Below are 23,692 nucleotides of genomic sequence, written 5' to 3'. Positions count from 1 at the left end.
TTCACCTGACGCCGTGGCTTCATCATCGCTCCTCCTCGACCGCGACCAGATGAGTCTGGAAGAAGGTAACTGTCGCGTCAATGATCGGAGCGAGGTCGCCGCCGAAGAAGCAGTGGTCGGCCCCGTCGATGAGGTAAAGCTCGTTGGTGACCCCGACCTCGTCCAAGGCCTCGTGGTAGGCGATGCTCTGCTGGTGCGGGACCAGTTGGTCGAATGTGCCGTGGATAAGCAGGGTGGGTGCTGTCGCCTCGGTAACGTGCGCAATGGGGCTCGCCGCTCGCGCCAGCTCCGGCCGGTCCTCGACGGGCGCGCCTATGAGACGTGACTCCGGCGAGGCGGGCGCGCTGTGGGCTGCAAAGGGTGTGCCTGGGATGCTTTCCTGCTGCATGGTGTCAAGGCGCGTTGGCGGGTACCACCCGACGCTGGTTGTCACATGGGAGGACGGCCCAGTGCGGCCGACCGCGCCTTCAAGCTCGGGCGATGACGTATTCGCGCCAAGGAAAACGGCGAGGTACCCGCCCGCCGATTGTCCGATCGCGCCGATCCGGTCCGGGTCGATGCCGACGGCGGGTGCGGCGGCGCGAAGCCATCTGATGGCCGCTTTGACGTCGTGCAACTGGGCCGGGAAGGGCGCCTCGGCAGACAGCCGGTACTGCACTGATGCGAAGGCGAAGCCTTCCTCAAGCAGGCGAGCACGAAGCTCTTGGACGTCGCCAAAGTCGCCGTGCAGGATGTGCTTGGTACCGCCCAGCCACCCTCCGCCGTGCACCTGGACGACGAGCGGCATCGGCTTTGGGGAGCCGGCTGGCACCATCAGATCGAGGAGAAGCGGACGGTACCCGGGGATCAGCGCATACTGAACATCTCGGTAGGAGATGACGCCCCCTCCCTGAGTGGGTGTGAGCGTCCTGGGGTCGTCGAACGCGGGAACCGGTAGGTCGGTGGGAAAGCGGAGGGGGGTTTTGAGTGTCATCCTGTCTCCTGGTGGGTGGCGGCGGATGTGCTATCGCTGTGCGCGGACCCGGGGATCCAGCATCCCGGACACGACGTCGAGGAGCGCAAATACGATGAGGGTGATGGCACCCGCGACGATGACGAATCCTTGAATAGCGGCATAGTCGGTTCTCAGCATCGCTGTCACGGCCCATTGGCTGAGGCCGTTCCAGTTGAAGACCGTCTCGACGATCGCCGTCCCTCCGAACAGCGCAGCGAAGATGATCGCCCCATACGTAAGGACGGGGGTTCGCGCGGTCATGAAGGCGTACTGGACCACCTTCAACTCGGACAGGCCGCCCGCTCGGGCGAACTTTGTCTGGTCCGAGTCGAGCGACTCGCGAAGCGACGACCGGCTCACCCGTGCGAAGACGGCTGCGATGACGATGCCGAGGGTGAATGCCGGAAGAGCGAGGTGTGCGAATGCGTCGGCGATCAGATCCGGGTTGCCGCTGATCATCGAATCGACGACGACCATCCCGGTCACGCGCGGTGGGGGCGTATTGGCGATGCTCAGCTGTCCCTCCGGGCCTGGGGCGACCCCGAGGACGACCGAGAACACGTAGATCAGCACGACAGCCAAGACGAAGTCCGGGATCGACTGCATGATGCCGACCACGGTCGAGGACACGCGGTCAGCAATTCTTCCCGCCCAGTACGCGCTTACTGCGCCCAGAATGAGCCCGAGGGGGATCGCGATGATCAGAGCAGCGAGGATCAGCTCGAACGTCGACGGGATCAGCCGGGCAATGTGAGCGTTGATGGACGACCCGTCGTAGATCGACTTTCCGAGGTTGCCCTGCAGCAACTGACCGAGGAACTCGAAATACCTCACGATGAGCGGCTGGTTCAGCCCGAGCTTGTCCTCGACCGCGGCGATCTGGGCCGGCGACGCGTAGGGCCCTGCGATCGCGACAGCGGGGTTTGAAGGGATCACCGCCACCAAGAGGAAGGTCAGGCTGGCGATCGCCCACAGGGAGACCACCATCCATCCCAGCCTGGTCAGGAAATAGCGCCAACGGGAGCTCACAGAGCATCACCTCGTTCGAAAGGGACGTGCCCCTTGCGTGTCTCTGGGACGACCAATGGCAGCTCTGCGGAAATCAGTCGTCGCGTGTATTCGTGGTCGGGATCGGTCATGATCTTCTCTGTTGGGCCGATCTCGACGATCCCGCCGTTCAGCATGACGGCGGACCGATCGCTCACGCGCCGGACAGTGCCGATGTCGTGAGTGATCAAGAGGTACGCCAGATCGAGCTCCTGCTGGAGTTCGTCGAGCACGGCCGCGACGTTCGCGCGGATGGTGCGATCGAGTGACGCGGTCGGCTCGTCGAGCACGATCGCCCTGGGTTCGGCGACGATCGCTCGGGCGATGCCGACGCGCTGCTGCTGGCCGCCGCTGAGCTCCGACGGGTATCGACGCGACAGTTCGGGCGAGAGCCCGACGCGATGAAGCGCCTGGCGAGCCTTCTCATTCCGCTCGTCGCGCTCGACGCCCTGAACGACAAGGGGCTCGGCGACGATATCGTGGATACGGAGCCGGGGATTCAGCGACTCGAACGGTTCCTGGAACACGACAGTGAGCTCTGCGCGGAGCTTGCGGACTTCGGCGGCCGACTTCGTCGCCAGAGAGTCGCCTTTGAAGAACACCTCGCCGGAGTCAGGCTTCTCGAGGCCGAGAATGAGTCGGCCGGTCGTCGACTTGCCGCTCCCGCTCTCGCCGATGAGCGCGAGCGTCTCGCCAGGAGCGATTGAGAACGAGACGTGATCGACGGCCGTGAGCGTCTTGCCGTCACGACGTTTGAACGTCTTGACGAGATCGCGGACCTCCACGGCGGGAGTCGGGGTGTCGGTCATCAGCGGGAACCTTCCGGCTCGGCTTCGAAGAGCTTGCGCGTATAAGGATGCTCGGGCGCGTTGAAGATCGTCTCCACGTAGCCTTCCTCCACGAGCACACCGTGACGCAGGACGAACGCACGGTCGCAGTAGTTGGCGACGACGCCGAGGTCGTGGGTGACGATGAGCACTGTCGTGCCGCGACGGCGATTCAGGTCGGCGATGAGATCGAGGATTTGCACCTGCACCGTCGGGTCGAGGGCAGTAGTTGGCTCATCGCAGATGAGGACCTCGGGCTCCATGATGGTCGCCATGGCGATCACGACGCGCTGCGCCATGCCGCCACTGAGCTGACCGGCGTACCCAGCGAGGACGCCGGCGGGTTCTCGGATTCCGACGGCTTCGAGCGCTTTGAGCGCCTGCTCGCGGGAGTCTTTGAAAGAGTTCGTCTGGCCGTGCGCCTTGAGCAGGTCGTGGAACTGACGGACGATCGGCAGTGTGGGGTGGAGCAGGCCGAACGGATTTTGGCCCACGAAGCCGACTCTGGTCGCACGCATCGGCCGGAGCTGACGTCGGCTGCTGTGGAGCATATCGGTGCCGAGCAGCTCTACGCGGCCCGTGGAGGTGGTCTGTACACCGCGCGGCAAGTTGGCGATGACGTGCACGAGTGCGGATTTGCCCGACCCGCTTTCACCGACCAGACCGACCACTTGTCCGGCGGCGACCGCCATGTTGATGTCGTGGAGGACCTGAGCGCTGCCGCGCTTGGACGAGTATTCGACGTCGAGGTGTTCGACGATCAGGACGTTGTTCATCGGCGGGCCACCAGATCATCGAGTGCGCGGCTCATCCCGTTGAGGGAGACGACGACGATGACGACCGCGAGGGACGGGAAGAAGGCGACCCACCAGTAGCCTTGGCCGATCACGTCGGCGCCGGCGCGGATCATGACACCCCACGTCGGTGTAGGCGGGGCGACGCCGACACCCAGGAAGTTCAGGCCCGCGATGACGATGATGGCGGTGCTGGCCGCGAGCGTGAATTGAACCAGCGCCAGGCTGAAGACATTTGGCAGGACATGCACCCGCAACACGCGGAAGGGCGTGCACCCCATCGCGATTGCGGCGTCGACGAACCTGCTCTTGCGGACGACGAGCGCACCACTCCGGATCAGCCGGATGAATCCGGGCGTGCCGACCAGCAGGATTGCGAAGACCACGTTGCCGATCGTGTTGCCGGCGAGGCTGACGAGAGCGATCGAGATGATCAGGAGCGGGAGCGATTGCAGCACGTCGACTACCCGCATGATCAGGTGGGCGTACCACCGGTCGGACGAGGCGAGGAGACCGAGCGGAACGCCGATGATCAGCGCCAGGAGCGAACCGCCGAGTGCCAGCGGGATGTCGATCCGCGCGGACGCGATCGTTCGGGAGAAGACGTCGAAGCCGCTTCCGTCGGTCCCGAACCAGTGCTGTGCACTCGGCGCGAGGTCCACGGCGGACGGGTCCGGGGTGGTTGGTGAGTAGGGCAGCGGCAGGAAGAATGCCGCCAAGAGGAGGAGGACGATGGGCAACGCTCCACCGACTATTCCTGCATAGTCACGGTACCGACGCCAGCTGGGCTTCGTTTTGGCCAGCTGGGTGGCACCGGTCATGGTGGCGTCGACCATGGTCCTCCTCCTCGTTGAGGTGGTTGTTTCTGCTACTTGACGCTGTCGAAGTAGGCCGGGTTGGGTGCGGTGGTGATGGTGCCGAAGCCCTTCTCCGCACCCTTGATACTGCTGGACATCACGAAGATATTCGGCAGATTGATGAGGGTGACGTTCGGCACATCCTGAACAAACAGGTTAGTGAGCTGCTTGGCGTACGAGTTGTACTGATCGCTACCGGGGGTCTGGGCTCCCAGCTGGCTCAGCAGCGTGTTGTACTCCGGGTTGTTGTAGTTGAAGCCATTCGCTGGAGATCCCGGGGCCACCAGTCCAGCCTCAAATACCAGCTCGGGTACCACGCCTTGGTTAGAGTACGTGAGCGCCTGATAGGTGCCCTGACGCTGAGACTGATTGAAGTCGTTGCCGCTGGCGTAGGCCTTCAGCTGGACTGTCACGCCGATCTTCTGCAGCTGGCTCTGGATCAAGATGGGCAGGGAGTTGTCACCGTAGTAGCCGAGTGTGAAGGTCAGGTTCGACTTGCCGGCCTCCTGGAGGAGGGTCTTGGCCTTGCTCTGGTCCTCGCTGAACTTGTTCGTCTCAACGCCCTTCGGCAGCAGCCCGGGAAGGAATCCGGTCAGCGCCGACGTGCCATAGCCGGAACGGGCGCCCTTGATCAGATCGTCGCGATTGAGCGCGAGACTGATTGCCTGACGGACTTTCGGATCCGCGAAGTTCGGGTCCGATTGCTGGAGGGCGATGACCTCACGGCTGAGTGATGCGCAGTCCCAGACTTTGACCTTCGGGTTGCTCGCCAGGCTCTTGTACTGCGACCAGGAGAGGTTGGCTGCATAGTTGACGCTTCCCTGTGCTACGAGCTGAGCCTGCTGGGCAGCACCGGCGACCTGCTTGAAGACGACCTTCCCGACGCCCCCGAAATCACCCGTCCACCCCTTGTTCCGGGTGAGCGTGATCTGGTTGCCCTGATCGATAGTTTGAAGCCCGTAGGGTCCGAAGCTTGCCGTGTGGCTCTGCAGCCACTGGCCGGCCCACGGGTCGCTGGACGTTGCGTGCTTCTTCAATTCGGTGCTGTCGAGGATGAGGAAGGTTGGGACCGTCCACATCACCAGGTCGAGCGTGGAGGGGGCTGTCAGGTTGATTGTGAAGGTGTGGGTGTCGACGGTCGTGATCGGGTTCGCCTTATCCAGATGCATGGCGTTGAGGCCTAGGTACTTCACGATCGGGTTGACGGCGAGGCCGCGCTGCACACTCCATTTGACGTCCTCGGAGGTGAGGGGGTTGCCGGCTTCGCTCTTGCCGTCGCGAAGTATGACCGTAATTGTCTTACGGTCGGAACTCACCTTGTACGACTTGGCGAGCACGCCCTTGACCTTGTAGGGATTCGGGGCCGCGGTGCAGCTGTTGTTGTCGTACTGAAAAAGAAGGGATCCCTCGGTCGTGATGATCGGTTTGATACCGAGACCACCCTGCAAGTTTTCCGGCTGGAGGTTATCAGGCAGCGCCTGCAGAGCGTAGACGATTGTCTGTGAACCGGTTGCAGCGGTGTGGCCCCCCTGGCCGCAGGCGGTGAGGGCTACGAGTGAGGACGCCGCGACCAGCGCGACCGCCAGGCGGCGGTAGCGCCCGAAGCGGCGCTGCTTCATGGGGCTGTGGGATAGCATTTTGTCTTTCCTTCTTCAAGGGTCCGATTCGGACTGATTCTGGGTGAAGGTGTTTCAGTGTCCGGGCGCGACAGGAACGCCCGTACCATCGGCTGCGAGTTCGGCGCGGCGACGGTCGGCCGTCTCCGCGTCGAGCCAGCAGATGAACTCGATGACGTATCCGTCAGGGTCGGCGATGTAGATCTGCTCGACCCCATCGGCGCGGATACGCGGACCGCCCACAGGAGCAAGCTCGTTCTCCGCGAGAATCCGGCGGACCGGGTCAAGCGAATCGACCTTCAGCGCGAAGTGGACCGTGTAGCCGGTGCGCACCTCTTCCGCCGAGTACGGCGGCCGCAGGACCTCGGTCCGGCCTGGCTCTGTTTCGACGACGACGTGGATTTCAACGCTTCCGAGTCGGAAGTACGCACCCGGGAACGTGAAGTCCGCGGGCCGGGCGATCTCCTCCATGCCGAGGACGCCCGCGTAGAACGCGCGCGTGGCCTCCAGATCGGACACATAGAGAGCGACATGGTGGATCGAAACGCTGTCCGGGGACAGTCGCGTCGCGGATGTTGTCATGTGCATGAACTCCATTGATCAGCGTTCGGATCTTCCGATTACTAGTTCAGCATACTGAACCGTGTCTCGTCTACTGTACGATACTAAATTGTGATCGCAACGTGGCGCCCCCGTTGCTCACCCCCACGCACCAGTCCATGAAAGGGTGTCTGACCATGAGTGACGTCACACCAGAAGCCTTCGCGGCCCAGTACGACCGCCTCCGGGTACGCCCGGAAAACGCCACACCGCGAGGCGCGTTCGACAGACTCAACGCGAATTCCGTAGTGACCGCCGCACACCTTGTCCGGTCCGGGCGCGTCGTCCAAACAGCGCTTCCGTGGAATACGGAGTCAGGAATCGACAACCCCCGGCCGGCACAGCACCACATGGTCGACCTCGGCGACAAGGAGTCGCCAGAACCGTCGACCTACAAGGACTACCTCGCCGTCGACTACCACGGGAAGTCGGTCAGCCACCTCGACGCCCTCTCGCACATCGCTTTCCACGGCCGGCTGTACGGCGACGTCGCCGCGGCCGAGGTCGTGACGACCCGCGGGGCCGGGTACGGCTCCGTGGCCACGCTCGGCCCGTTTGTCGGCCGGGGGGTCCTGCTGGACGTCCCGGCTGCACGGGGTGTGGAGTACCTCGACCCGTCGACCCGCATCACGCCAGCCGACCTTCTCGACGTTCAAGCGAAACTCGGAGTCAGCCTCCAGCCGAACGACGCCGTCCTCCTCCGAACGGGCCACAAGCGACGCCGCGACACCCTCGGTGCCTGGGACTCCGGCACGAGCAGCGCCGGCCTGCACGTCGATTCGATGGACGTCATCGCCGATTCCCAGATCGTCTTCCTGGGGTCGGACGGAGACAGCGACGCTCGACCGTCGCCCGTGCCCGGCGTGCACTCGCCGATCCACATCCTCGCCCTGACCGCGCTCGGCATCCCACTGCTGGACAACCTCGATCTCGAGGCGCTCTCGGCAGCCTGCGCCGAAGAGGGGCGGTACGAGTTCCTCTTCGTCGTCGCCCCGCTGGTCGTGCCCACCGGCACCGGCTCGCCCGTCAACCCGCTCGCGATCTTCTAGGACACGCCATGAACACTCAGTATTCGCGCCCGGTGGGGGTCTCGAAGGATTTCCTCGATTCCGACGGCCGCAACGTATGGGGCGACATCGGCCTTAGCCTGCTGGACGATGCCGGCATCGAGTGGGAGTATCTTCCCGATACGGTCAAGGAGCTCCGCCCCGGAGACATCGACGGGCGCCCGGCAATCATCTTCGCTGATCCCGCCGTCACTGCCGACAGCTTCGCGGGAGTCAGTGCACCGCCCAAGCTGCTTGCGCGATTCGGCGTCGGCTACGACGCTGTCGATGTCGCTGCCTGCTCCGAGCACGGCACACTCGTAACGATCACACCGGACGGCGCCCGCCGACCTGTCGCCACCGCGGCACTTACCATGCTCCTCGCCAGCTTCCACCGCGTCGCCACGAAGGATCGCCTCACCCGCGCGGGCCGGTGGGATGAGCGCACGAGCTGGATGGGCAGCGGGCTCACCGGCAAGACGGTCGGCCTGCTCGGGGTCGGCAATGTGTCCAGCGATCTTGTCGGCCTTCTACGTCCGTTCGGCGTGACCGTCGTCGGCTCGGATCCGTTCTGCCCGCCCGAGCGTGCCGCCGAACTGGGCGTCGAGTTGCTCGACCGCCTCGAGGTCGCACGGCGCAGCGACGCGGTGATCATCCTCGCCGCGCTAACCCCCGCCACCCGACACCTGGTCGACGCGGACTTCCTCACGGCGATGCCGCAGCATGCCCACCTGATCAACATGGCCCGCGGCCCTATCGTCGACGAGGCCGCCTTAGTCGAGGCGCTTATCAGCGGCTCGATCGCTGGCGCCGCAATCGACGTGTTCGAGCAGGAACCCGTCGCCGACGACAACCCGCTCCTGACGCTCGATACCGTGACTGTGACCCCGCACAGCGTCGCCTGGACCGATGAGATGTCGTGGGGCAACGGCACCAGCGCCGTGCAGGCCGTGATCGACGTGGTCAACGGCAGGACACCCCGTTTCGCCCTCAACACGGACGCGGCCGCCCCCACGACACGGGAGTAGAAAGAGGGGCCACCGCCTGGGGACGGGGGATCTCGGCGGTGGCCCCTCAGCTTTACGGCCGGAGCCTCAACCGTCGGAGCGCGGAGCCGAAACCGGCTCGCCGCGGAACCATTGGGCGAGCATCCCGTACCAGGCCAGCTCCGTCGGCAGTGCCCCGAAGATGTGCGATTCCCCTGCGATGTCAACCAGGGTCGCGTCGCTTCCCGCCCGCAACAGGTCGTGCAGCGCGTGAATCGACTGCTCGATGGGTGACCGGAAGTCCGCGTCACCGGCGAAGATGATCACGCGTGCGGGGACGACGTCACCGGACCACGGGCTCTGCCGATCGAGCCGGCTTCGATTCCGCATCGGGTCGCCGAGCTGGTCCTCCCAGCGATCCCCTTGATCGTTCGTGGCGAGGTAGCTCACCAGATCCCAGGCGCCGGAATGGATCGCATGACCTGCGAAGCGGTCATCATGAGTGGCCACGTAGCCTGCAAGCCAGCCGCCCCATCCACCACCGAGCGTGAACACCCGAGACGCGTCGAGCCGCTGGTCGTCATCGATGAGACGCCAGAGCGCATCGATGTCCTGCCGGGCGGCCAGATCCCAATCGCCCCAGAAGCGCTCGACGGTTCCGGCACCTCCCGACGTGGTCGGGTGCACGTTCACCATCAGGACGGCGTAGCCTTCTTCCACCCATGCTGTCGGGTTCCATCGGAAGAACCAGCGGTTCGCCCATGCCGCGGGGGTGTAGGCGTTGAGATAGACGATGACAGGCATGGGCGCGTGCGCGCCGGGGGGCGTGAGCATCCACATATCGAGGTCGTCTGAACCGGCCGGAACCGTGCGTCGCTCCGCGACGACCGGCTGTCCGTGGGCCGACCGCGGACCATCGTCCTCGCCGGCTCGTGGGAAAGATGCGATGTCGGGTTCCGTGAAGAAGTCGGAGGCCAGAGCCCACCACCGTCCTCCAGCGAACTGCGCCTCAGTCGCCGATCGCCCCGGGAACAACTCAGAGGCCCCCGACGCGGTGACATGAAGCGCCTGGTCGTAGCCATTCGAATGCGCCAGCAAGACATACGACCCATCCGGACCGGCGACGACGCCCTCAGCCCAGTAGCCGTAGCTGTCCAAAGCAACCTCCGTCGCGCCGAGGCCTAACCGAACAGGAACCGGCGCGTGGAACGCGCCCGTTTCCGTGACGACGCGTCGGATGGCGAGCCAGCCGTTTCCGTCCGGCGCCGGGTGCACGTGCTCGTACCAGCACCCGGACTCCCCGATCATCTGAGGGTCGCGACCCTCGGAAAGGATGGCCGGCTGAGAGAGGCGTGTCGGGCGTTTGGCGTCCCTCAGTATCGCGACGACCTGGCCATGCCGGTCGACTCCCCAACTGGACGCGTGCACTCGCCACCGGTCGGCCTCACCGAGCAACGGGTTGAGCGATCCTGCACGGAAGGACCACAACTGCGGACCTGCCTCCACCCGCCGGTCCATGTATCGCACGAACTCGGTGGTGTACACCGCGACGGGCGTTCCCGCTGACTGAGGGGCCTCGAAGACGAAACCGCTTTCATGCGCCTCGATCCGCCCAACCGCACCACGCCACTCGAGCACGCTCTCATCGGGATGGTCGAGGTAACGGAAAGCGAATCCGTCGTGAATCAGGACCCGACCATCCGGTGCGAAAGTCGCGGCTCTAGCGTCTAGGGCCCGCTCGCTTCCGTCCCCAAGGTCCCTCAGGACGATGCGCGATGCGAGAACACCATCGACTGGCCCAGCTTGGCGGAATAGCGCGTTATCGCCGGCAGGGCTGACACGCAGCCCCGCGCGACGGGGTCGCTGGAGAACTTCACCGAACTTCATCGGGGTCTCCTTCGCTGGCGAAGGCGATCAGGACCTTTCCGGACGCCGACGCATCTTTGGCCGTTGCGAACGCCTCTGCGGTCTCGTCGACCGAGAACACATGGGTGACGATACCCTCCAGCTGCAGTGAGCCGTCGGCCATTGCGGCTAGCACATCGTCCATCTCTCCGGCGAACCGGAACGAACCGCGCAGATCCAATTCCTTGGTGATGGCGATGGACATCGGAAGCGGCTGGTCACCGGGGGGCAGAAGGCCGACCATTACGACGATGGCGGCGCGGGTGGCCCCCTTCACCGCGGATGCCCAGCCGGCCGTCGACCCGGAGGATTCGAACACGACGTCGGCGTCCACGGCGGCGATCGCTTCGGAGTCGCGCGCGTCGAGTGTCTGTGTGGCACCCGCGCCTTCGGCGATCTCTCGGGGGCGGTCGAATAGGTCGGTGGCGATGATCTCCGCGGCACCGGCTCGGCGAGCGACCGCAACGATCAGTGATCCGATGGGACCGCTTCCGATGACGAGTACCCGCTTACCCCTGACGTCTCCTGCTCGGTTCACCGCGTGCCAGGCGACAGCGGCCGGCTCGGCGAGGGCTGCAGTCTGCAGGTCCACTCCCTCGGGCACGAAGCGGATCATCCGCTCGGGCACGGTGAAGGTGTCGCGGAAGCCGCCTTCGGTGTGCGGAAAGCGGGCTGCGCTGCCGAGGTACGTGGTCCCCGGCGCGAGCTGCGGCCGGTCCGCTGGGAACCGCCCTGGGAGCGTGCCGGGAGTGCCAGGGAAGATCGTCACCGGGGTTCCGGCCCTGAGCGAGGTGGTCCCCGGGTCCTCGATGACTCCGGACACTTCGTGGCCGAGGATCATCGGCGCTTTGAGGATCGACTCCCCCGCCGCACCGTGGGTCCAGTAGTGCAGGTCGCTTCCGCAGATCCCGCCGTAGCGGATGCGGACGGTCACCTCGCCGTCGGCGGGCGGGGGTGTCTCGACGGAGTCGACGCGGAGGTCGCCCGGGGCATGGACGACGATTGCGCGGGCGCTCATACGACCACCGTCATCCCACCGTCGACGAAGATGGTCTGTCCGTTCACGAATCCTGCGAGTTCGGATGCCAACCAGATGACGGGACCTGTGACATCGGCGGGGGTTCCCCATCGCCGGGCGGGGGTTCTGCCGACGATCCATTCGTTGAATTGCGGGTCGTCGACGAGGGCCTGGGTCATCTCGGTGTGGATGTATCCGGGGGCGATTGCGTTCACCGTGAGTCCCGAGGGCGCCCATTCGGCGGCCATCGCCCGCGTGAGATTTCTGACGCCGCCTTTGGCTGCGGTGTACGGTCCGATTCCCGGGCGGGCGAGATCGGCTTGGACGGATCCGATGTTGATGATCCGGCCACGGCCGCGAGAGACCATTCGGGCGGCCACGGTCCGGCCCACTAGGAACGGGCCGTCCAGGTTGGTGGTGATCACGCGCTCCCAATCGGCACGGGAGATCTCCAGCAACGGCTGCCGAATCTGAATGCCCGCATTGTTGACGAGGATGTCGATCGGGCCTTCGGATTCAAGGCGCGCGGTCTCCGCTGCAATGGCGGCCTCGTCGGTCACGTCGAAGACGGCGGTGCTCACGTCACCGTTGCCGGGTAGCTGCTTCAACCGCTCGCTTGCGGCGCTGGTGGATTCGATCGAACGTCCGTGGACGATCACATCGGCATCCGTCTCGCGAAGTGCGGTGGCGATGTGCCAGCCGATTCCGCGAGTGGATCCCGTGACCAGCGCTCGTCGTCCCTTGAATGAGAGCTCCAAAGCGATGCCTCCTTTGCCATCGAGCTTTTCGACATGTTGAACGAGGTACAGCATACTGGACGGCTACGATGTGGTCATGTCTGATGCGACGAGTACGAAGATCGGCTTCATCGGCCTCGGCGCGATGGGAACCCCAATGGTGGCCAACCTGCTCGCGGCGGGCTACGAGGTCCACGCCTGGGCGCGACGGGACTTCTCGAACCGTCCCGAACTCCGCGGTGTTCGTGAAGCCCAATCGCCGAGGCGGCTGGGCATCGAGACCGCCGTGGTCATCATCATGCTCCCGGACCTGCCACAACTCCAGGAGATCCTCTCCGGCGAGGATGGCCTCGCTGCTGGATTCAGTTCCGAGTCCACCCTGGTGGTCTGCTCATCCGTCTCCGCGGTGGCGCTACGCGAACTCGTCGCCGACCTCACTGTGGCAAACCCCGGGTTGAGCGTCTTCGATGCACCCGTTTCCGGCGGGGTCGAAGGTGCCCGCGCGGGCACGCTGTCGATCATGGTCGGCGGGGAACGGGAGACTTTCGATCGAGTCGCCCCCGTGCTCGAGGCGATGGGGCGTCCACGCCTGCTCGGCCCGCTCGGATCGGGCGAGGTCGCCAAAGCGTGCAACCAGCTGATTGTGGCAGCGACGATGGCAGCAGTGTCGGAGGCCGCGGTCATCGCCGCCCGCAGCGGCCTGGACGTGGAGGCGCTTTTCGAAATCCTGCGAGGCGGTTACGCCGACTCCCGCGTTCTCCAGACGAAGGCCGCCAAACTTGCGGCGCGCGACTACTCGGTGGATGGCGCCCTCAAGTACATGGTCAAGGACCTGACCGCGGCGTCGGACGAAGCACGTCGCGGAAGCGCATTCTCGCCGCAGCTGGATCTCCTGCTGGACGAGTACCGAAGCGCCGTCGACCGTGGCTTCGGCGACCTCGACCTGGCTGCGATTCACGCGTGGCTGGAAAGCTCCGCAGCGGCAGGCTCGAACGAGGGAACCATCGGGTTGCTCAGCTGATCGCGCAGCGACACCAGTGCGTCCGCCACCAGGTCGACGTGATCTGTCGAAGCGGACATCCGCACCATCGAGACGCCGAGAGCGACCTCGACGCCGGTGGTCACCATCGGTGCCATAACCACCGCCACGCCGGTGACGTTGGGGAACACTTCCCCCTGGTCCAGGCTGTATCCGCGCTCGCGAGTCGCCTCCAGCTTGGCGATCAAGCCTTCGACGTCGGTGACCGAGTCGGCGGTGAGCGCCGGCCGCGTCTTCGGGTCTGAGAATCGGTGTCGGACCTCCTCATTGCTCAGACGTGAGAGAAGGGCGTTGCCGACAGCGGTGATGGAGGCGGGGAAACGATCGCCGATCGTTGCGCTCAATCGCAATGGCGCCTCGCCTTCGTGACGGGCCAGGTAGAGGACGTCGGTGTTGTCGAGGATAGCCATCTGCACCAATTCGTGGCGCAGCACAGGATGCGATGCGGTGATCCTGTAGAACTCTCGCACCTGATCGAACCGCGACAGGTATGAGCCGCCGAGTTCCAGAGTCCGTCGGCCCAGCCGGAAGCCGTCGTCTTCGTGCAGGATCATGCCCCCTTCCTCGAGCGCAGCGCAGAGGTTGGAGGTGGAGGACTTGGCGATGTGGAGTTCCCGCGCAATCTCGGTGAGCCCGAGAGCACGGCCCCCGGACCGGGTGAGAAGGTCGAGGATCGCGAGAGCACGGGTCACCGCCGGGGCTGGGCTTCGGTCCGCGGTGCCGTCGGTCAGGCTCATGGGTGCTCCTCGGTCTTGTTCAGTAGAACTCTAGGGTGTCCACCTGGTTGATCAGCGGCTGACCCGTGAGGTAGCGCTGGAGATTGCGATGGAACAGCTCGACGATGAGCCGCTCTTCGTTGGTGGACATTGCCGCATTGTGGGGTGAGATGAGAACTCGGGGATGCGACCAGAGCCGAGAGCTGGCCGCCAGGGGCTCCGACCTGGCGACATCCAGGGCGGCGAATCCGACTTGTCCCGAGTCGAGCGCGTCCAGCAAGGCGTCCTCGTCGATGACCGTCCCGCGGCCGACGTTCACGATCGTCGCGCCCGGCCGCAGAGAGCTGAGGAGCCGCGCATCGACGAGATCCTCGACGGCGGCGGTCGACGGCAGACTCAAAATGACGACGTCGGCCTGGGCGAACATCCGGGGCAGTTCGTCGATACGCCCTACCCATTCCACATCCGGGACACTCCTACCGCTTCGATTGACACCGATCACGCGAGCACCGAGAGCGGCGAACATGCTGGCGGTGGTGCGGCCGATTCCGCCGAGTCCTACGACGAGCACGGTCGCTCCGCTCAGCATCGACATCGGCCACCGATCGGGCCAGTGCGATGCGGACTTGTCGCTCTGAAGGCGCGGGAAGTTCTTCAGTCCGGCCAAAGCCCCGAAAAGTGCATACTCCGACAAGGGGACCGCGTGCACGCCCGCACTGGTGGTGAATCGGATCCGTTGCAGATCCGGGTTCGCGAGGCGGGCGGCCCGCACTTGTGCTCCGCCTCCGGCCGCCATGGTCTGAACCCACCGAAGTGTTGGGTTGGCGGCCACGGTGCGCGCAAGAACGGCGGGGGAGGAATCCGGGATTCCGTAAAGCACCTCCGCGGTCGCGAGCATGCTTTCGTACTCACGTTGCTGGGCACCGCTTCGGTGGAAGTTCGGGTCACCGGTGAAGTCCGCATCCCATCGCATCGGAGCGATCAGGTCGGGTCTCCAGAGAATGTCGGCTGCCGAATCCTGAAGCCTCGCGTAGCCGGCAGGAGTCATAGGTGCCGCGACGACGACACGAGGGGACCTCACCGATGAGCTTGACACACATCCAGCATACTGAACGAAGGCCAAACAGCTGAACGAATTGCCCAAGAGAAATTGATCGAGCCGCTTGCGGACATCGCGGCTCTGTGTGACCGATTTCCTTTCGAGATTGCTAGCAGGAGTCAGCGGAACATCGCGAGCTCCGGTTTCACGAGAACAGGTGGCTCAACTCGTTCGACGTGATCGTCCCGATCGCCGAAGACCATTCGGGTTCCATTGTCGGCGGTTGCCCAGCCACCCGCATGCACGGATCGGGGATCTCCGTCGCGTGCGAACGCGACCCACGTTCGCGCCATCGACCGCGCAACCCGGTTGCGCTCCGGGCGCCCTCCCGCAATCGGCGCACGCCAAGCGTTGTCAAATACCAGCGGCAAATCGAGGCTGTGGTGCGCCCCAAGGATTCCGCCGTAGGCCTCGGTCCTGTAGTCGAGCCGATACGTCCAAACCGGTGCCGGATGTGCCAGCTTGGCGGCGACAAGCTGATTCGTCGGAGCTGCAATAGCTACGTCCGTCATGGCGCGCGCGAATACGAGTTGCGCTGGCCCTTCCGACTCGAGAGCACGGTAGTGCGCCAGCGCGGCGTGGGCATCATCGCCGAAGACGGCGAAGCGTTCGGCAAGGTCCTCCTCGCGCATGTCGACGTACGAACGGTCTCCCGCCATCATGAGTGCAAAGTCGTGGGTCGTGTAGCCGATCAGCATTGGGACGTCGCGGGCCAGCGGCGACGGCCCATTGGCGAACGGGTGATGCGGCAGCTCCAACTCGTGAAGGTACGGCCCGATCGCGAGAGCACCGTACGCCATGAGCGCTTCCGTCGCGGCGAGGATCGCTTCAGCGGGGAGGGTTTGAAGCGCGTGCGGATCGGCTGCGCCGGTGGACTCTTCGATAACCCGCCAGGCGAGCTTCGCACCGTCCGCGGCAAGCACGGATAGCGCCGGCCCGCTCTGGATGACCGCTTTGTGGAACAGTCCTGCGGCTGCGGGCATGCCCATCAGTGCGGACACCTTCGCGCCGCCGCCCGATTGGCCGAAAACGGTGACGTTGCCGGGGTCGCCGCCGAATGCGGCGATGTTCTGGGACACCCAGTGCAGTGCCAGGACGATGTCGAGCATCCCCGCTACGCCGGACCGGGAGTGCTCATCTGCTGACTGGTCTGCGGGAGGCAGGTAGCCGAACAGTCCGAGCCGATGGTTGACGGTCACGACGACAGCGCCTTCAGCGGCCAGCCGGTCTCCATTGAACCAGCCCTCGGCGCCTGTTCCGAAGATGAATCCTCCGCCATGCAACCAGACCATGACCGGCAGTGGTTCGCCTTCTTTGCCCGAGGGTCGCCAGACGTTGAGGAACAAACAATTCTCGGATGAAGCTCGCCCTTCAAGGGCGTTTCCGCTGCCCGGGTACATCAGCAAGGACAGTGCGCGCTGCTCGACCGAGGCACGCGCGCGAAGGTCCGGCTGCAGCGCAGCCTCACCGAATGCCACCGCCTCACGCACGCCGGTCCAGCCGGGGTGCGGTTGCGGCGCCGTGAAACGTGCCACACCGCTGACGCTGTCGCCATACGGGATGCCGAGGAACGCATCGGCGAGACCGACCGGTCGGCCACTCAGCCGACCGGTGGTCGTCTCGACGATGTCGCCGCTCAGCGCACCATCGGTCATCGCGGTGGCTGCTTACTTGACCGACTTGATCGGGAGCACGACGAGCGCGCCGAGGAGGGTAATGATCAGCGCGACCGGGAACAGTGCGACGTAGCCGCCGAAGATCAGGACGACGCTGGCGGAGATGGTCGGGCCGATGATCTGCGGCAGCGCCGCGGCCGAGTTCATGATGCCGACGTCACCACCGACTGAGTCCGAGTCGGGGAGCAGCTGGCTCATCAGCGCGGTGTCGACTCCCTGGTACGCACCGAACCCCAGGTTGGCGAGGAAGGCGAAGACGATCATGCCGGGGATGCTCGGAAAGACGAACGGGATGGCGATGGAAACAGCCAGGATGACGCCGGCCACCAGGACGGAGGGCTTGCGGCGGCCCATGCGATCGGAGATCGGGCCGCTGACGAGAGTGCCGATAACGGTTCCGACGAGGCCGATCGCGCCCAGCACGGGCAGGAGAGTGACCGCCTGGCCCTCGAGCCCGATGTAGTCCTGGAGGATGTAGAGCTGGAAACCATTGACGACGAAGTAGCCCAGGTAGAGCAGCAGGCGGCCGCTGAAGCCCCAGAAGAAGTCTGGGTGCTTGATCGGGTTGACCCAGAACGTCCGGATGAACTGGCGGAAGCGGAACGAAGCCGGCTTGGGCAGGTTCTTGCTCGATCCCTCGGGGTTGAGGACGGCGAACAGGATGAGGATCACTAGGACGATGCCAGCGACGAGGAAGTAGCCGAGCTGGATGTTGTGCGAGAGCGAGGCAGCGAGCACCTGTCCGGCCTGGACCCCCGCCATCACGCCGAGGCCGAGGATCGCGGCGAAGGCGCCGCGGACCTTCACTGGGACGCGATCGGGCATCACCGCCGTCAGGGCCGTCTGGGCGAAGTTGTAACCGATCTGGATGAAGATGATGCCGATCGCCAGCCCGACCAAGGTGGTCGAGAGGGCCATCGCGATCAGTGCGAGGCCCCCGACCAGAGCACCGATGATGAACCAAGGAGTGCGACGACCGAAGCGGGAGCGTGTCCTGTCGGAGAGCATGCCGGCCAGCGGCTGCGAGACAGCCGCGGCGATCGCGCCGACCGACATGACCACGGCGAATCCGGCGGCCTTGTCGGCGTTACCCGCGATCTGCTGGACCTGCAACGGAACGAAGACCGACATGACGGATCCCCACACCAGTGTAGGGGCAGCGTTGGCGAACAGCCCCGAGATCGTAAGCTTCCGAAGCGCCGACCGCGACGTGACGGGGATCGTGGGTTCGCCCGCTGATCGGGCTTCAGCCTCGATCGTCGACGACTCGACGAAGTCTGCGGGGGCGGGGAAAGCTTCTCTCTCGTGAAGCGACGACGATGTCATTTGGGGTGGTCCTCTCGGAAGCGACACTGCTCGGTCGAAAGGCGACACTAGACGTTTTCCGATAGTTACGCGATCGGATAACATGGAGGTCTTCCGCAAAGGGTAGCAACTTCGTCGGAATTTCCGCTATTTTCCGATAGAACCGTGATCAGATAAAGTGCCCTGCATGACCAACGATGATCTGTTCACATCAGCTGGCGCCCTCCGCTTCCCCGACAACTTCCTCTTCGGCGCGTCCACTGCAAGCCACCAGGTCGAGGGCGGCAACGTCAATAACGATTGGTGGGATTTCGAGCGCGCGCCCGGCACGCCCGTCTACGAACCCTCCGGTGATGCCGCGGATTCGTACCACCGCTACCGCGAAGACATCGGCCTAGTTCGGGACTTCGGCCTCAACGCCTACCGGTTCTCGCTTGAATGGTCGAGGATCGAGCCCGCCGAGGGTTACTTCTCCAGGGCCGAGCTTGCCCACTACCGGGACATGATCGATACCTGCCGTGAGTCCGGGATCGAACCGGTCGTCACGTTCAACCACTTCACCATCCCACGCTGGCTCTACGCCCAGGGCGGCTTCCTCAGCGAGCGCTTCGTCGAGCTCTTCGAACGCTATTGCGACCGCGCGGCCGCAGCCCTCGGCGATCTGATCGGCTGGGCATGCACCATCAACGAGCCTGAGGGACCAGGCGACACCGGTTGGGTGATCGGCGTCCACCCGCCCGGCATCAAGGGTGATCACGAGAGCGCTCGCCGGGCCACCGAGAATCTGCTCGAGGCGCACCGCCGTGGGGCCGCCGCGATCCGCCGCCACACCAACGCACTGGTCGGGGTGACGCTCGCCTTCCAGGACATGCAGTACGAGGACGGTGCCACGCCCGGGGACACCGAGTGGGAGGAGAACGCCCGCGTCTCCGAACGCTTTCTGCTGGCGTCCGAGGCCGACGAGTTCGTGGGAATCCAGACCTACACCCGTATCGTCTTCGGCCCGGAAGGCCAGCGCGGCCCTGGCTTGAAGCCTGAGAAGAAGAACGACCAGGTCGAAACCGACACCACCACGATGACAGGCTGGGAGATCTACCCCCAGGCACTTCGGGGCACGATCGAGCGCGCCACCCGCCTGACCGGCGGCAAGCCCATCCTGCTCACCGAGAACGGGATCGCCACCGAGATCGATGAAAAGCGCATCCACTACATCGACGGCGCCCTGCGTACCGTCCACGCCTGCCTGGCGGACGGCTATGACGTCCGCGGCTACCTCTACTGGTCGCTGCTGGACAACTTTGAATGGAGCGCCGGATTCAAGCCGAAGTTCGGGCTGACCGCAGTCGACCGCGAGACCTTCCAGCGCTTCCCCAAGCCGAGCGGCTTCTGGCTCGGCGACGTGGCGAAGTCGCGTGTGCTGGCTGGCGACCCAATTCCCTGGCCGCCGACGAACCCGGCCAGAAATCAGTACAGAAGTGCCCTAAGCACATGACCCAGCTCTCAACCCGGTCGAACCTTGCCATCCGGACGGCGGCGCCCACGTCGCCGTCGGGGCGGCAGTTGCGCGCGGACGCATTGCGAAACCGAGAGCGGATCTTCGACGCTACTCGGCAGGTACTCAAGGCGAGCCCTCATGAAGCATCGCTGGATCTCATCGCCGAAACGGCAGGTGTGGGGATCGCCACCATCCATCGCCACTTTCCGCGCAGGATCGAACTACTCGAAGCGGTCTACCTCGAAGACCTCACCGCGCTGGCCACTCTCTCTGAGCGCCTCGAATGCGCCGGCGACAAGTGGGAGGGTCTCGTCGTCTGGTTGCGCGCGTTCCTCGCGTTCACCGAGACGAAACGAGCGATCAACGCGGAACTCGGCGAGGCGTTCGACAAACACCCGGAATTAGCCGAGTTGTCCAAGCACACCGTGCTCGATTCCCTACTGCGGCTGTTTGTTCCGGCCCAGCATGTGGGAGCCGTGCGGAACGATGTCGAACCAATGGATCTGATCCAGCTCGTCGGGGGCATGATTCTCTCCATCATGATCTCCGCAGAGCGGGACGACGCCGTCCTCGACATCGTCCTGCGGGGAATCCGGCTGGCCGCTTGAATCCCACCGCTCAGCGATTGAGCGAGGCGGAGCAGCCCAACCGTCCCCCGTGCGCCAAACAGCTATCGGGTTTTCAGATAGGTGGCCGATCGGATAATGTGCCCACCCCGCCCCCCGCCGGCGACGGAGCAGTTAAACTGACCCGGACGGAGGAGGTCGAGTGACCGAGGTCAGCACCACGCGGACCAGCCAAGCCATGGCCGGCGCCCCTCGTTCACCGTCCGGGCGCCCCATGCGCGTGGATGCGCAGCGCAATCGCCAGCGGATCTTCGATGCAACTCGCGAGGCCTTGAGGACCAACCCGTACGACCTATCACTTGAACTCATCGCCGAACGCGCCGGACTCGGAATCGCCACCGTGCACCGGCACTTCTCACGGCGCATCGATCTCCTCGAGGCGGTGTACCGCGAGGATCTCGCCGAACTCAGTGCACTTTCGGTCCAACTCGCGGGGGGCGACCCCTGGAACGCCCTCGTGACGTGGCTCCGCGCATTCCTCGCCTTCACCGAGGCGAAGCGAGCCATCAACAGCGAACTCGGCGAGGCCTTCCAAAAAAACCCTGAACTAGCCGAGCTCTCGCGCAACGCTGTCACCGAAGCGCTCGATCGACTCTTTGTCCGAGCCAAGCGGGCCGGGACGATCGTCGACGACGTCATTCCGATGGATCTGATCCAGCTCGTCGGCGGCATGCACCTCTCGATCCTGATGACAGCGGAGCGCGACGACCAAGTTCTCGCGATCGTGCTCCGCGGTATCCGCGCCTAATCTCACTTTTCTGATAGCCGGCCAATCGGTTATGCTGGCTCGTGACGGCGCACTCCCTCGCGCTGCCGAATCGAAGGAGATGAACATGGCGGACGCAGCTGAGCGCCTCGACGTCGAGTCTCGGATCGCCTCGGTTCTCGCCGACCTCACTCTCGAGGAGAAGGTCACCCTCCTCACCGGACGCGACTTTTGGAGCACCTGGCCCGTCGAACGCGTCGGCCTGCGCAGCATCGTCGTTTCTGACGGCCCATCCGGGGTCCGCGGACCAGTCTGGGACGAACGGCAGCCCTCCCTGAATCTCCCCTCGACCACGACGCTCTCCTCCGCGTGGGACCGCTCGATCGCCCACCGATACGGCGCAGCGGGTGCCGTCGAAGCGCGCCGCAAAGGGGTCGACGTCGTGCTTGGCCCGACCGTGAACCTGCACAGAACCCCGCTGAACGGACGGCACTTCGAGGCGTTCAGCGAAGACCCGGTCCTGACCTCCGAGCTCGCGGCCGCCTATGTGTCTGGGTCGCAGGGCAACGGCGTCGGCGCCACACTGAAGCACTATGTCTGCAATGACTTCGAGACCGACCGTTTTACCGCTGACGTCATCGTGGGCGACCGCGCTCTCCACGAGCTCTACCTCCGCGCCTTCGAGAAGGGCATCACCGAATCCCAGTCCTGGCTGGTCATGTCCGCCTACAACCAGGTCAACGGAATCAGCAGCACCGAAAGCCCACTGCTGACTTCACCGCTCAAACAGGAGTGGGGCTTCAGCGGTGTGGTGATTAGCGACTGGACCGCTGTGCGTTCTCTGGAGAGCGCAAAGGCCGGCCAGGATCTCGCAATGCCCGGTCCCGAGGGCGCATGGGGCCCTGCGCTCATCGATGCGGTGAACGGCGGAGAGATTGCCGAGTCCATCGTCGACGACAAGGTGCTGCGCCTGCTGCGGCTCGCTGCTCGGGTCGGCGCCTTGGAAGGGTTCTCCGCGCAGCCACCGGCTCTCGTGGAAGACGGCATCGCCTTCACACGAGAAGCCGCCGTCGAGGGAATGGTTCTCCTTGAAAACCGTGGCGAACTCCCCTGGGATGGACCGGCTCTTCGGTCGGTCGCCATCCTCGGCGACAACGCTCTCAACATCCGGACTCAGGGCGGAGGCAGCGCCACGGTCGTCCCCGAGTACACGGTGTCACCGCTCGCCGCGCTCCGCGAGGCACTCCCGGAGGCTGACGTCTCCTACGGTCTCGGTGCGGTCGCGCAAGTCGGCCTCGCCGAGCTCCCGCTCGCTGAGATGACGAACCCGGTCACCGGCGGTCCCGGGGCCAGGGTGCGATTCCTCGGCCACGACGGCAGCGAACTGTTCGCCGAGGACCGTCGAGCCACCAACCTGATCTGGATCGGCGGGGACGCTCCGATCCGCGAGACGGCATCGATCGACTTCACCACGATTCTCACTCCCGCCGAGAGCGGCGAAACACGTCTCGGCTTCGCCGCCGTCGGCCATGGGCGGCTCCACGTCAACGGCGACCTCGTGATCGATACCACTTTGGTACCAGAGGGCGACGACCTGGGTGCCGCGTTCGCTACGCCACCGATTGCCTCCGTCCCAGTGCAACTCCGCGCGGGTGTGCCACTCGAGATCAGATTCGAGCTCGCCCGAACGCTCCGCGACGACGCGTTCACCGCCGCGATGGCCATGCAGGTGGGCACTGAACCCGCCATCATCGATGAGGACGAACTGATCCGGGAGGCGGCCCGGGTCGCGGCCACCGCAGATGTGGCCTTGGTCGTGGTGGGGACGAACGGCCAGGTGGAGTCCGAAGGCTTCGACAGGACGACACTTTCGCTCCCCGGGCGCCAGGACGACCTCGTGCGTGCCGTCGCCGCCGCGAACCTGCGCACCGTTGTGCTCGTCAACGCGGGCGCCCCGGTGCTCCTGCCTTGGCGTGACGAGGTCGCTGCCGTCATGGTCGGCTATTTCGGCGGTCAGGAGTTCGGCAACGCCGTCGCCGACGTCCTCCTCGGCGTCGCGGAGCCCGGCGGACGTCTGCCCACCACGTGGGCGGCAGCCGAGGATGATGTCCCTGTGCTCAGCGTCACGCCGACCAACGGTCGCCTTCTCTACAGCGAAGGCCTGCACATCGGGTATCGCGCCTGGTTGCGCCATGACACCGCGCCGGCATACTGGTTCGGCCACGGCCTCGGGTACACGGACTTCGCACTCCGCGCGGCCCAGGTCTCGCCGGTCGTGAACGCCGGAGAGACCGCGACCGTCGCCGTCACGCTCGAGAACAGCGGCTCCCGCGACGGCAAGCACGTCGTCCAGGTGTACGCCGAACGAGCGGACTCGGCTGTGGAGCGCCCGGTGCGTTGGCTCGTCGGGTTCACCTCGGCTCGGGTCGGGGCCGGCCAGACCGCGGTGGTAGAGGTGGAGGTGCCGACTCGCCTGCTCGCATACTGGGACGAAGACTGGGCATACGAAGCCGGACGCTATCAACTACGCGTCGGTACTTCGGCCGTCGACCTGCCGCTGACTGTGGAAATCGACCTTGCGGTCTGAGCGGTTCGTGGAAGAA

At 65.1% G+C, this 23,692-nt stretch carries 21 protein-coding genes; 7 read left to right on the top strand and 14 right to left on the bottom strand.

Annotated elements, in window-relative coordinates; all coding sequences use genetic code 11:
• Positions 1-22: 22 nt before the first annotated feature.
• From AC1ROW_RS17260 to AC1ROW_RS17230, 7 genes are all read right to left on the bottom strand, one after another.
• A complete protein-coding gene (locus AC1ROW_RS17260; protein WP_493020118.1) occupies positions 23-973 on the bottom strand; it encodes an alpha/beta hydrolase fold domain-containing protein in 951 nt (316 codons plus the stop codon).
• Positions 974-1,003: 30 nt separating this feature from the next.
• Positions 1,004-2,023 carry an ABC transporter permease gene (locus tag AC1ROW_RS17255; RefSeq protein WP_493020117.1) on the bottom strand — a complete coding sequence of 340 codons (1,020 nt, stop codon included), beginning with the start codon at positions 2,021-2,023 and terminating at the stop codon, positions 1,004-1,006.
• Positions 2,020-2,850, bottom strand: coding sequence for an ABC transporter ATP-binding protein (locus AC1ROW_RS17250; protein WP_493020116.1), 831 nt, complete (start codon positions 2,848-2,850; stop codon positions 2,020-2,022). The genes AC1ROW_RS17255 and AC1ROW_RS17250 overlap by 4 nt, the downstream gene beginning before the upstream one ends.
• The gene (locus AC1ROW_RS17245) at positions 2,850-3,644 is read right to left on the bottom strand and encodes an ABC transporter ATP-binding protein (RefSeq protein ID WP_493020115.1); all 795 of its coding nucleotides are present in this window, start codon (positions 3,642-3,644) and stop codon (positions 2,850-2,852) included. The genes AC1ROW_RS17250 and AC1ROW_RS17245 overlap by 1 nt, the downstream gene beginning before the upstream one ends.
• Positions 3,641-4,498 carry an ABC transporter permease gene (locus AC1ROW_RS17240; protein ID WP_493020114.1) on the bottom strand — a complete coding sequence of 286 codons (858 nt, stop codon included), beginning with the start codon at positions 4,496-4,498 and terminating at the stop codon, positions 3,641-3,643. Before AC1ROW_RS17240 ends, AC1ROW_RS17245 begins: the two co-directional genes overlap by 4 nt.
• Positions 4,499-4,530: 32 nt before the next feature.
• Positions 4,531-6,138, bottom strand: a complete 1,608-nt coding sequence (locus AC1ROW_RS17235; RefSeq protein WP_493020113.1) for an ABC transporter substrate-binding protein — start codon at positions 6,136-6,138, stop codon at positions 4,531-4,533.
• Between the two features lie 72 nt (positions 6,139-6,210).
• Positions 6,211-6,717 carry a VOC family protein gene (locus AC1ROW_RS17230; protein ID WP_493020112.1) on the bottom strand — a complete coding sequence of 169 codons (507 nt, stop codon included), beginning with the start codon at positions 6,715-6,717 and terminating at the stop codon, positions 6,211-6,213.
• 368 nt (positions 6,718-7,085) lie between these two features.
• On the opposite strand from AC1ROW_RS17230, the gene AC1ROW_RS17225 reads away from it, so the two are divergent.
• Both AC1ROW_RS17225 and AC1ROW_RS17220 read left to right on the top strand, forming a co-directional pair.
• Positions 7,086-7,784, top strand: a complete 699-nt coding sequence (locus AC1ROW_RS17225; RefSeq protein WP_493020111.1) for a cyclase family protein — start codon at positions 7,086-7,088, stop codon at positions 7,782-7,784.
• 8 nt (positions 7,785-7,792) lie between these two features.
• Positions 7,793-8,809, top strand: coding sequence for an NAD(P)-dependent oxidoreductase (locus tag AC1ROW_RS17220; protein WP_493020110.1), 1,017 nt, complete (start codon positions 7,793-7,795; stop codon positions 8,807-8,809).
• Positions 8,810-8,875: 66 nt separating this feature from the next.
• Here AC1ROW_RS17220 and AC1ROW_RS17215 read toward each other — a convergent pair whose 3' ends face one another.
• From AC1ROW_RS17215 to AC1ROW_RS17205, 3 genes are all read right to left on the bottom strand, one after another.
• A complete protein-coding gene (locus AC1ROW_RS17215) occupies positions 8,876-10,654 on the bottom strand; it encodes an alpha/beta hydrolase family protein (protein ID WP_493020109.1) in 1,779 nt (592 codons plus the stop codon).
• Positions 10,641-11,606 (bottom strand): zinc-binding dehydrogenase, encoded by a 966-nt coding sequence (locus tag AC1ROW_RS17210; RefSeq protein ID WP_493020108.1) that lies wholly within the window; start codon positions 11,604-11,606, stop codon positions 10,641-10,643. The genes AC1ROW_RS17215 and AC1ROW_RS17210 overlap by 14 nt, the downstream gene beginning before the upstream one ends.
• An 80-nt stretch (positions 11,607-11,686) precedes the next feature.
• A complete protein-coding gene (locus AC1ROW_RS17205; RefSeq protein WP_493020107.1) occupies positions 11,687-12,502 on the bottom strand; it encodes an SDR family oxidoreductase in 816 nt (271 codons plus the stop codon).
• 22 nt (positions 12,503-12,524) lie between these two features.
• Between AC1ROW_RS17205 and AC1ROW_RS17200 the strand changes: the two genes are divergently transcribed.
• A complete protein-coding gene (locus AC1ROW_RS17200) occupies positions 12,525-13,448 on the top strand; it encodes an NAD(P)-dependent oxidoreductase (RefSeq protein ID WP_493020106.1) in 924 nt (307 codons plus the stop codon).
• On the opposite strand, the gene AC1ROW_RS17195 is transcribed toward AC1ROW_RS17200, so the two are convergent.
• From AC1ROW_RS17195 to AC1ROW_RS17180, 4 genes are all read right to left on the bottom strand, one after another.
• Positions 13,382-14,203 (bottom strand): IclR family transcriptional regulator, encoded by an 822-nt coding sequence (locus tag AC1ROW_RS17195; RefSeq protein ID WP_493020105.1) that lies wholly within the window; start codon positions 14,201-14,203, stop codon positions 13,382-13,384. The two genes, AC1ROW_RS17200 and AC1ROW_RS17195, sit on opposite strands and share 67 nt — an antisense overlap.
• A gap of 19 nt (positions 14,204-14,222) precedes the next feature.
• On the bottom strand, positions 14,223-15,230 hold the full coding sequence (locus AC1ROW_RS17190; RefSeq protein ID WP_493020104.1) for a D-2-hydroxyacid dehydrogenase: 1,008 nt from the start codon (positions 15,228-15,230) through the stop codon (positions 14,223-14,225).
• A gap of 170 nt (positions 15,231-15,400) precedes the next feature.
• Positions 15,401-16,936, bottom strand: a complete 1,536-nt coding sequence (locus AC1ROW_RS17185) for a carboxylesterase/lipase family protein (RefSeq protein WP_493020103.1) — start codon at positions 16,934-16,936, stop codon at positions 15,401-15,403.
• Between the two features lie 12 nt (positions 16,937-16,948).
• Positions 16,949-18,283: an MFS transporter gene (locus AC1ROW_RS17180; RefSeq protein WP_493020102.1), complete on the bottom strand. Its 1,335-nt coding sequence runs from the start codon at positions 18,281-18,283 to the stop codon at positions 16,949-16,951.
• Positions 18,284-18,449: 166 nt separating this feature from the next.
• Here AC1ROW_RS17180 and AC1ROW_RS17175 point away from each other — a divergent pair, with 166 nt between their 5' ends.
• The 4 genes from AC1ROW_RS17175 to AC1ROW_RS17160 all read left to right on the top strand — a co-directional run bounded on the left by AC1ROW_RS17175 (position 18,450) and on the right by AC1ROW_RS17160 (position 23,676).
• The gene (locus AC1ROW_RS17175; protein ID WP_493020101.1) at positions 18,450-19,754 is read left to right on the top strand and encodes a glycoside hydrolase family 1 protein; all 1,305 of its coding nucleotides are present in this window, start codon (positions 18,450-18,452) and stop codon (positions 19,752-19,754) included.
• Positions 19,751-20,365, top strand: a complete 615-nt coding sequence (locus AC1ROW_RS17170) for a TetR/AcrR family transcriptional regulator (protein ID WP_493020100.1) — start codon at positions 19,751-19,753, stop codon at positions 20,363-20,365. The genes AC1ROW_RS17175 and AC1ROW_RS17170 overlap by 4 nt, the downstream gene beginning before the upstream one ends.
• 160 nt (positions 20,366-20,525) lie before the next feature.
• Positions 20,526-21,131: a TetR/AcrR family transcriptional regulator gene (locus AC1ROW_RS17165; protein ID WP_493020099.1), complete on the top strand. Its 606-nt coding sequence runs from the start codon at positions 20,526-20,528 to the stop codon at positions 21,129-21,131.
• Positions 21,132-21,216: 85 nt separating this feature from the next.
• A complete protein-coding gene (locus tag AC1ROW_RS17160) occupies positions 21,217-23,676 on the top strand; it encodes a beta-glucosidase (RefSeq protein ID WP_493020098.1) in 2,460 nt (819 codons plus the stop codon).
• Positions 23,677-23,692: the final 16 nt, after the last annotated feature.

Source organism: Leifsonia sp. GW821-FHT13C09 (assembly GCF_058806435.1).
This window is presented reverse-complemented; position numbering and strand designations above follow the sequence as displayed.

What these genes read in the sequence shown, in the direction of transcription:
- AC1ROW_RS17260 (WP_493020118.1), bottom strand. Translation starts at nt 973, where the DNA reads ATGACACTCAAAACCCCCCTCCGCTTTCCCACCGACCTACCGGTTCCC.
- AC1ROW_RS17250 (WP_493020116.1), bottom strand. Translation starts at nt 2,850, where the DNA reads ATGACCGACACCCCGACTCCCGCCGTGGAGGTCCGCGATCTCGTCAAG.
- AC1ROW_RS17245 (WP_493020115.1), bottom strand. Translation starts at nt 3,644, where the DNA reads ATGAACAACGTCCTGATCGTCGAACACCTCGACGTCGAATACTCGTCC.
- AC1ROW_RS17240 (WP_493020114.1), bottom strand. Translation starts at nt 4,498, where the DNA reads ATGGTCGACGCCACCATGACCGGTGCCACCCAGCTGGCCAAAACGAAG.
- AC1ROW_RS17235 (WP_493020113.1), bottom strand. Translation starts at nt 6,138, where the DNA reads ATGAAGCAGCGCCGCTTCGGGCGCTACCGCCGCCTGGCGGTCGCGCTG.
- AC1ROW_RS17230 (WP_493020112.1), bottom strand. Translation starts at nt 6,717, where the DNA reads ATGACAACATCCGCGACGCGACTGTCCCCGGACAGCGTTTCGATCCAC.
- AC1ROW_RS17225 (WP_493020111.1), top strand. Translation starts at nt 7,086, where the DNA reads ATGGTCGACCTCGGCGACAAGGAGTCGCCAGAACCGTCGACCTACAAG.
- AC1ROW_RS17220 (WP_493020110.1), top strand. Translation starts at nt 7,793, where the DNA reads ATGAACACTCAGTATTCGCGCCCGGTGGGGGTCTCGAAGGATTTCCTC.
- AC1ROW_RS17215 (WP_493020109.1), bottom strand. Translation starts at nt 10,654, where the DNA reads ATGAAGTTCGGTGAAGTTCTCCAGCGACCCCGTCGCGCGGGGCTGCGT.
- AC1ROW_RS17205 (WP_493020107.1), bottom strand. Translation starts at nt 12,502, where the DNA reads ATGCTGTACCTCGTTCAACATGTCGAAAAGCTCGATGGCAAAGGAGGC.
- AC1ROW_RS17200 (WP_493020106.1), top strand. Translation starts at nt 12,525, where the DNA reads ATGTCTGATGCGACGAGTACGAAGATCGGCTTCATCGGCCTCGGCGCG.
- AC1ROW_RS17195 (WP_493020105.1), bottom strand. Translation starts at nt 14,203, where the DNA reads ATGAGCCTGACCGACGGCACCGCGGACCGAAGCCCAGCCCCGGCGGTG.
- AC1ROW_RS17190 (WP_493020104.1), bottom strand. Translation starts at nt 15,230, where the DNA reads ATGACTCCTGCCGGCTACGCGAGGCTTCAGGATTCGGCAGCCGACATT.
- AC1ROW_RS17185 (WP_493020103.1), bottom strand. Translation starts at nt 16,936, where the DNA reads ATGACCGATGGTGCGCTGAGCGGCGACATCGTCGAGACGACCACCGGT.
- AC1ROW_RS17180 (WP_493020102.1), bottom strand. Translation starts at nt 18,283, where the DNA reads ATGACATCGTCGTCGCTTCACGAGAGAGAAGCTTTCCCCGCCCCCGCA.
- AC1ROW_RS17175 (WP_493020101.1), top strand. Translation starts at nt 18,450, where the DNA reads ATGACCAACGATGATCTGTTCACATCAGCTGGCGCCCTCCGCTTCCCC.
- AC1ROW_RS17170 (WP_493020100.1), top strand. Translation starts at nt 19,751, where the DNA reads ATGACCCAGCTCTCAACCCGGTCGAACCTTGCCATCCGGACGGCGGCG.
- AC1ROW_RS17160 (WP_493020098.1), top strand. Translation starts at nt 21,217, where the DNA reads ATGGCGGACGCAGCTGAGCGCCTCGACGTCGAGTCTCGGATCGCCTCG.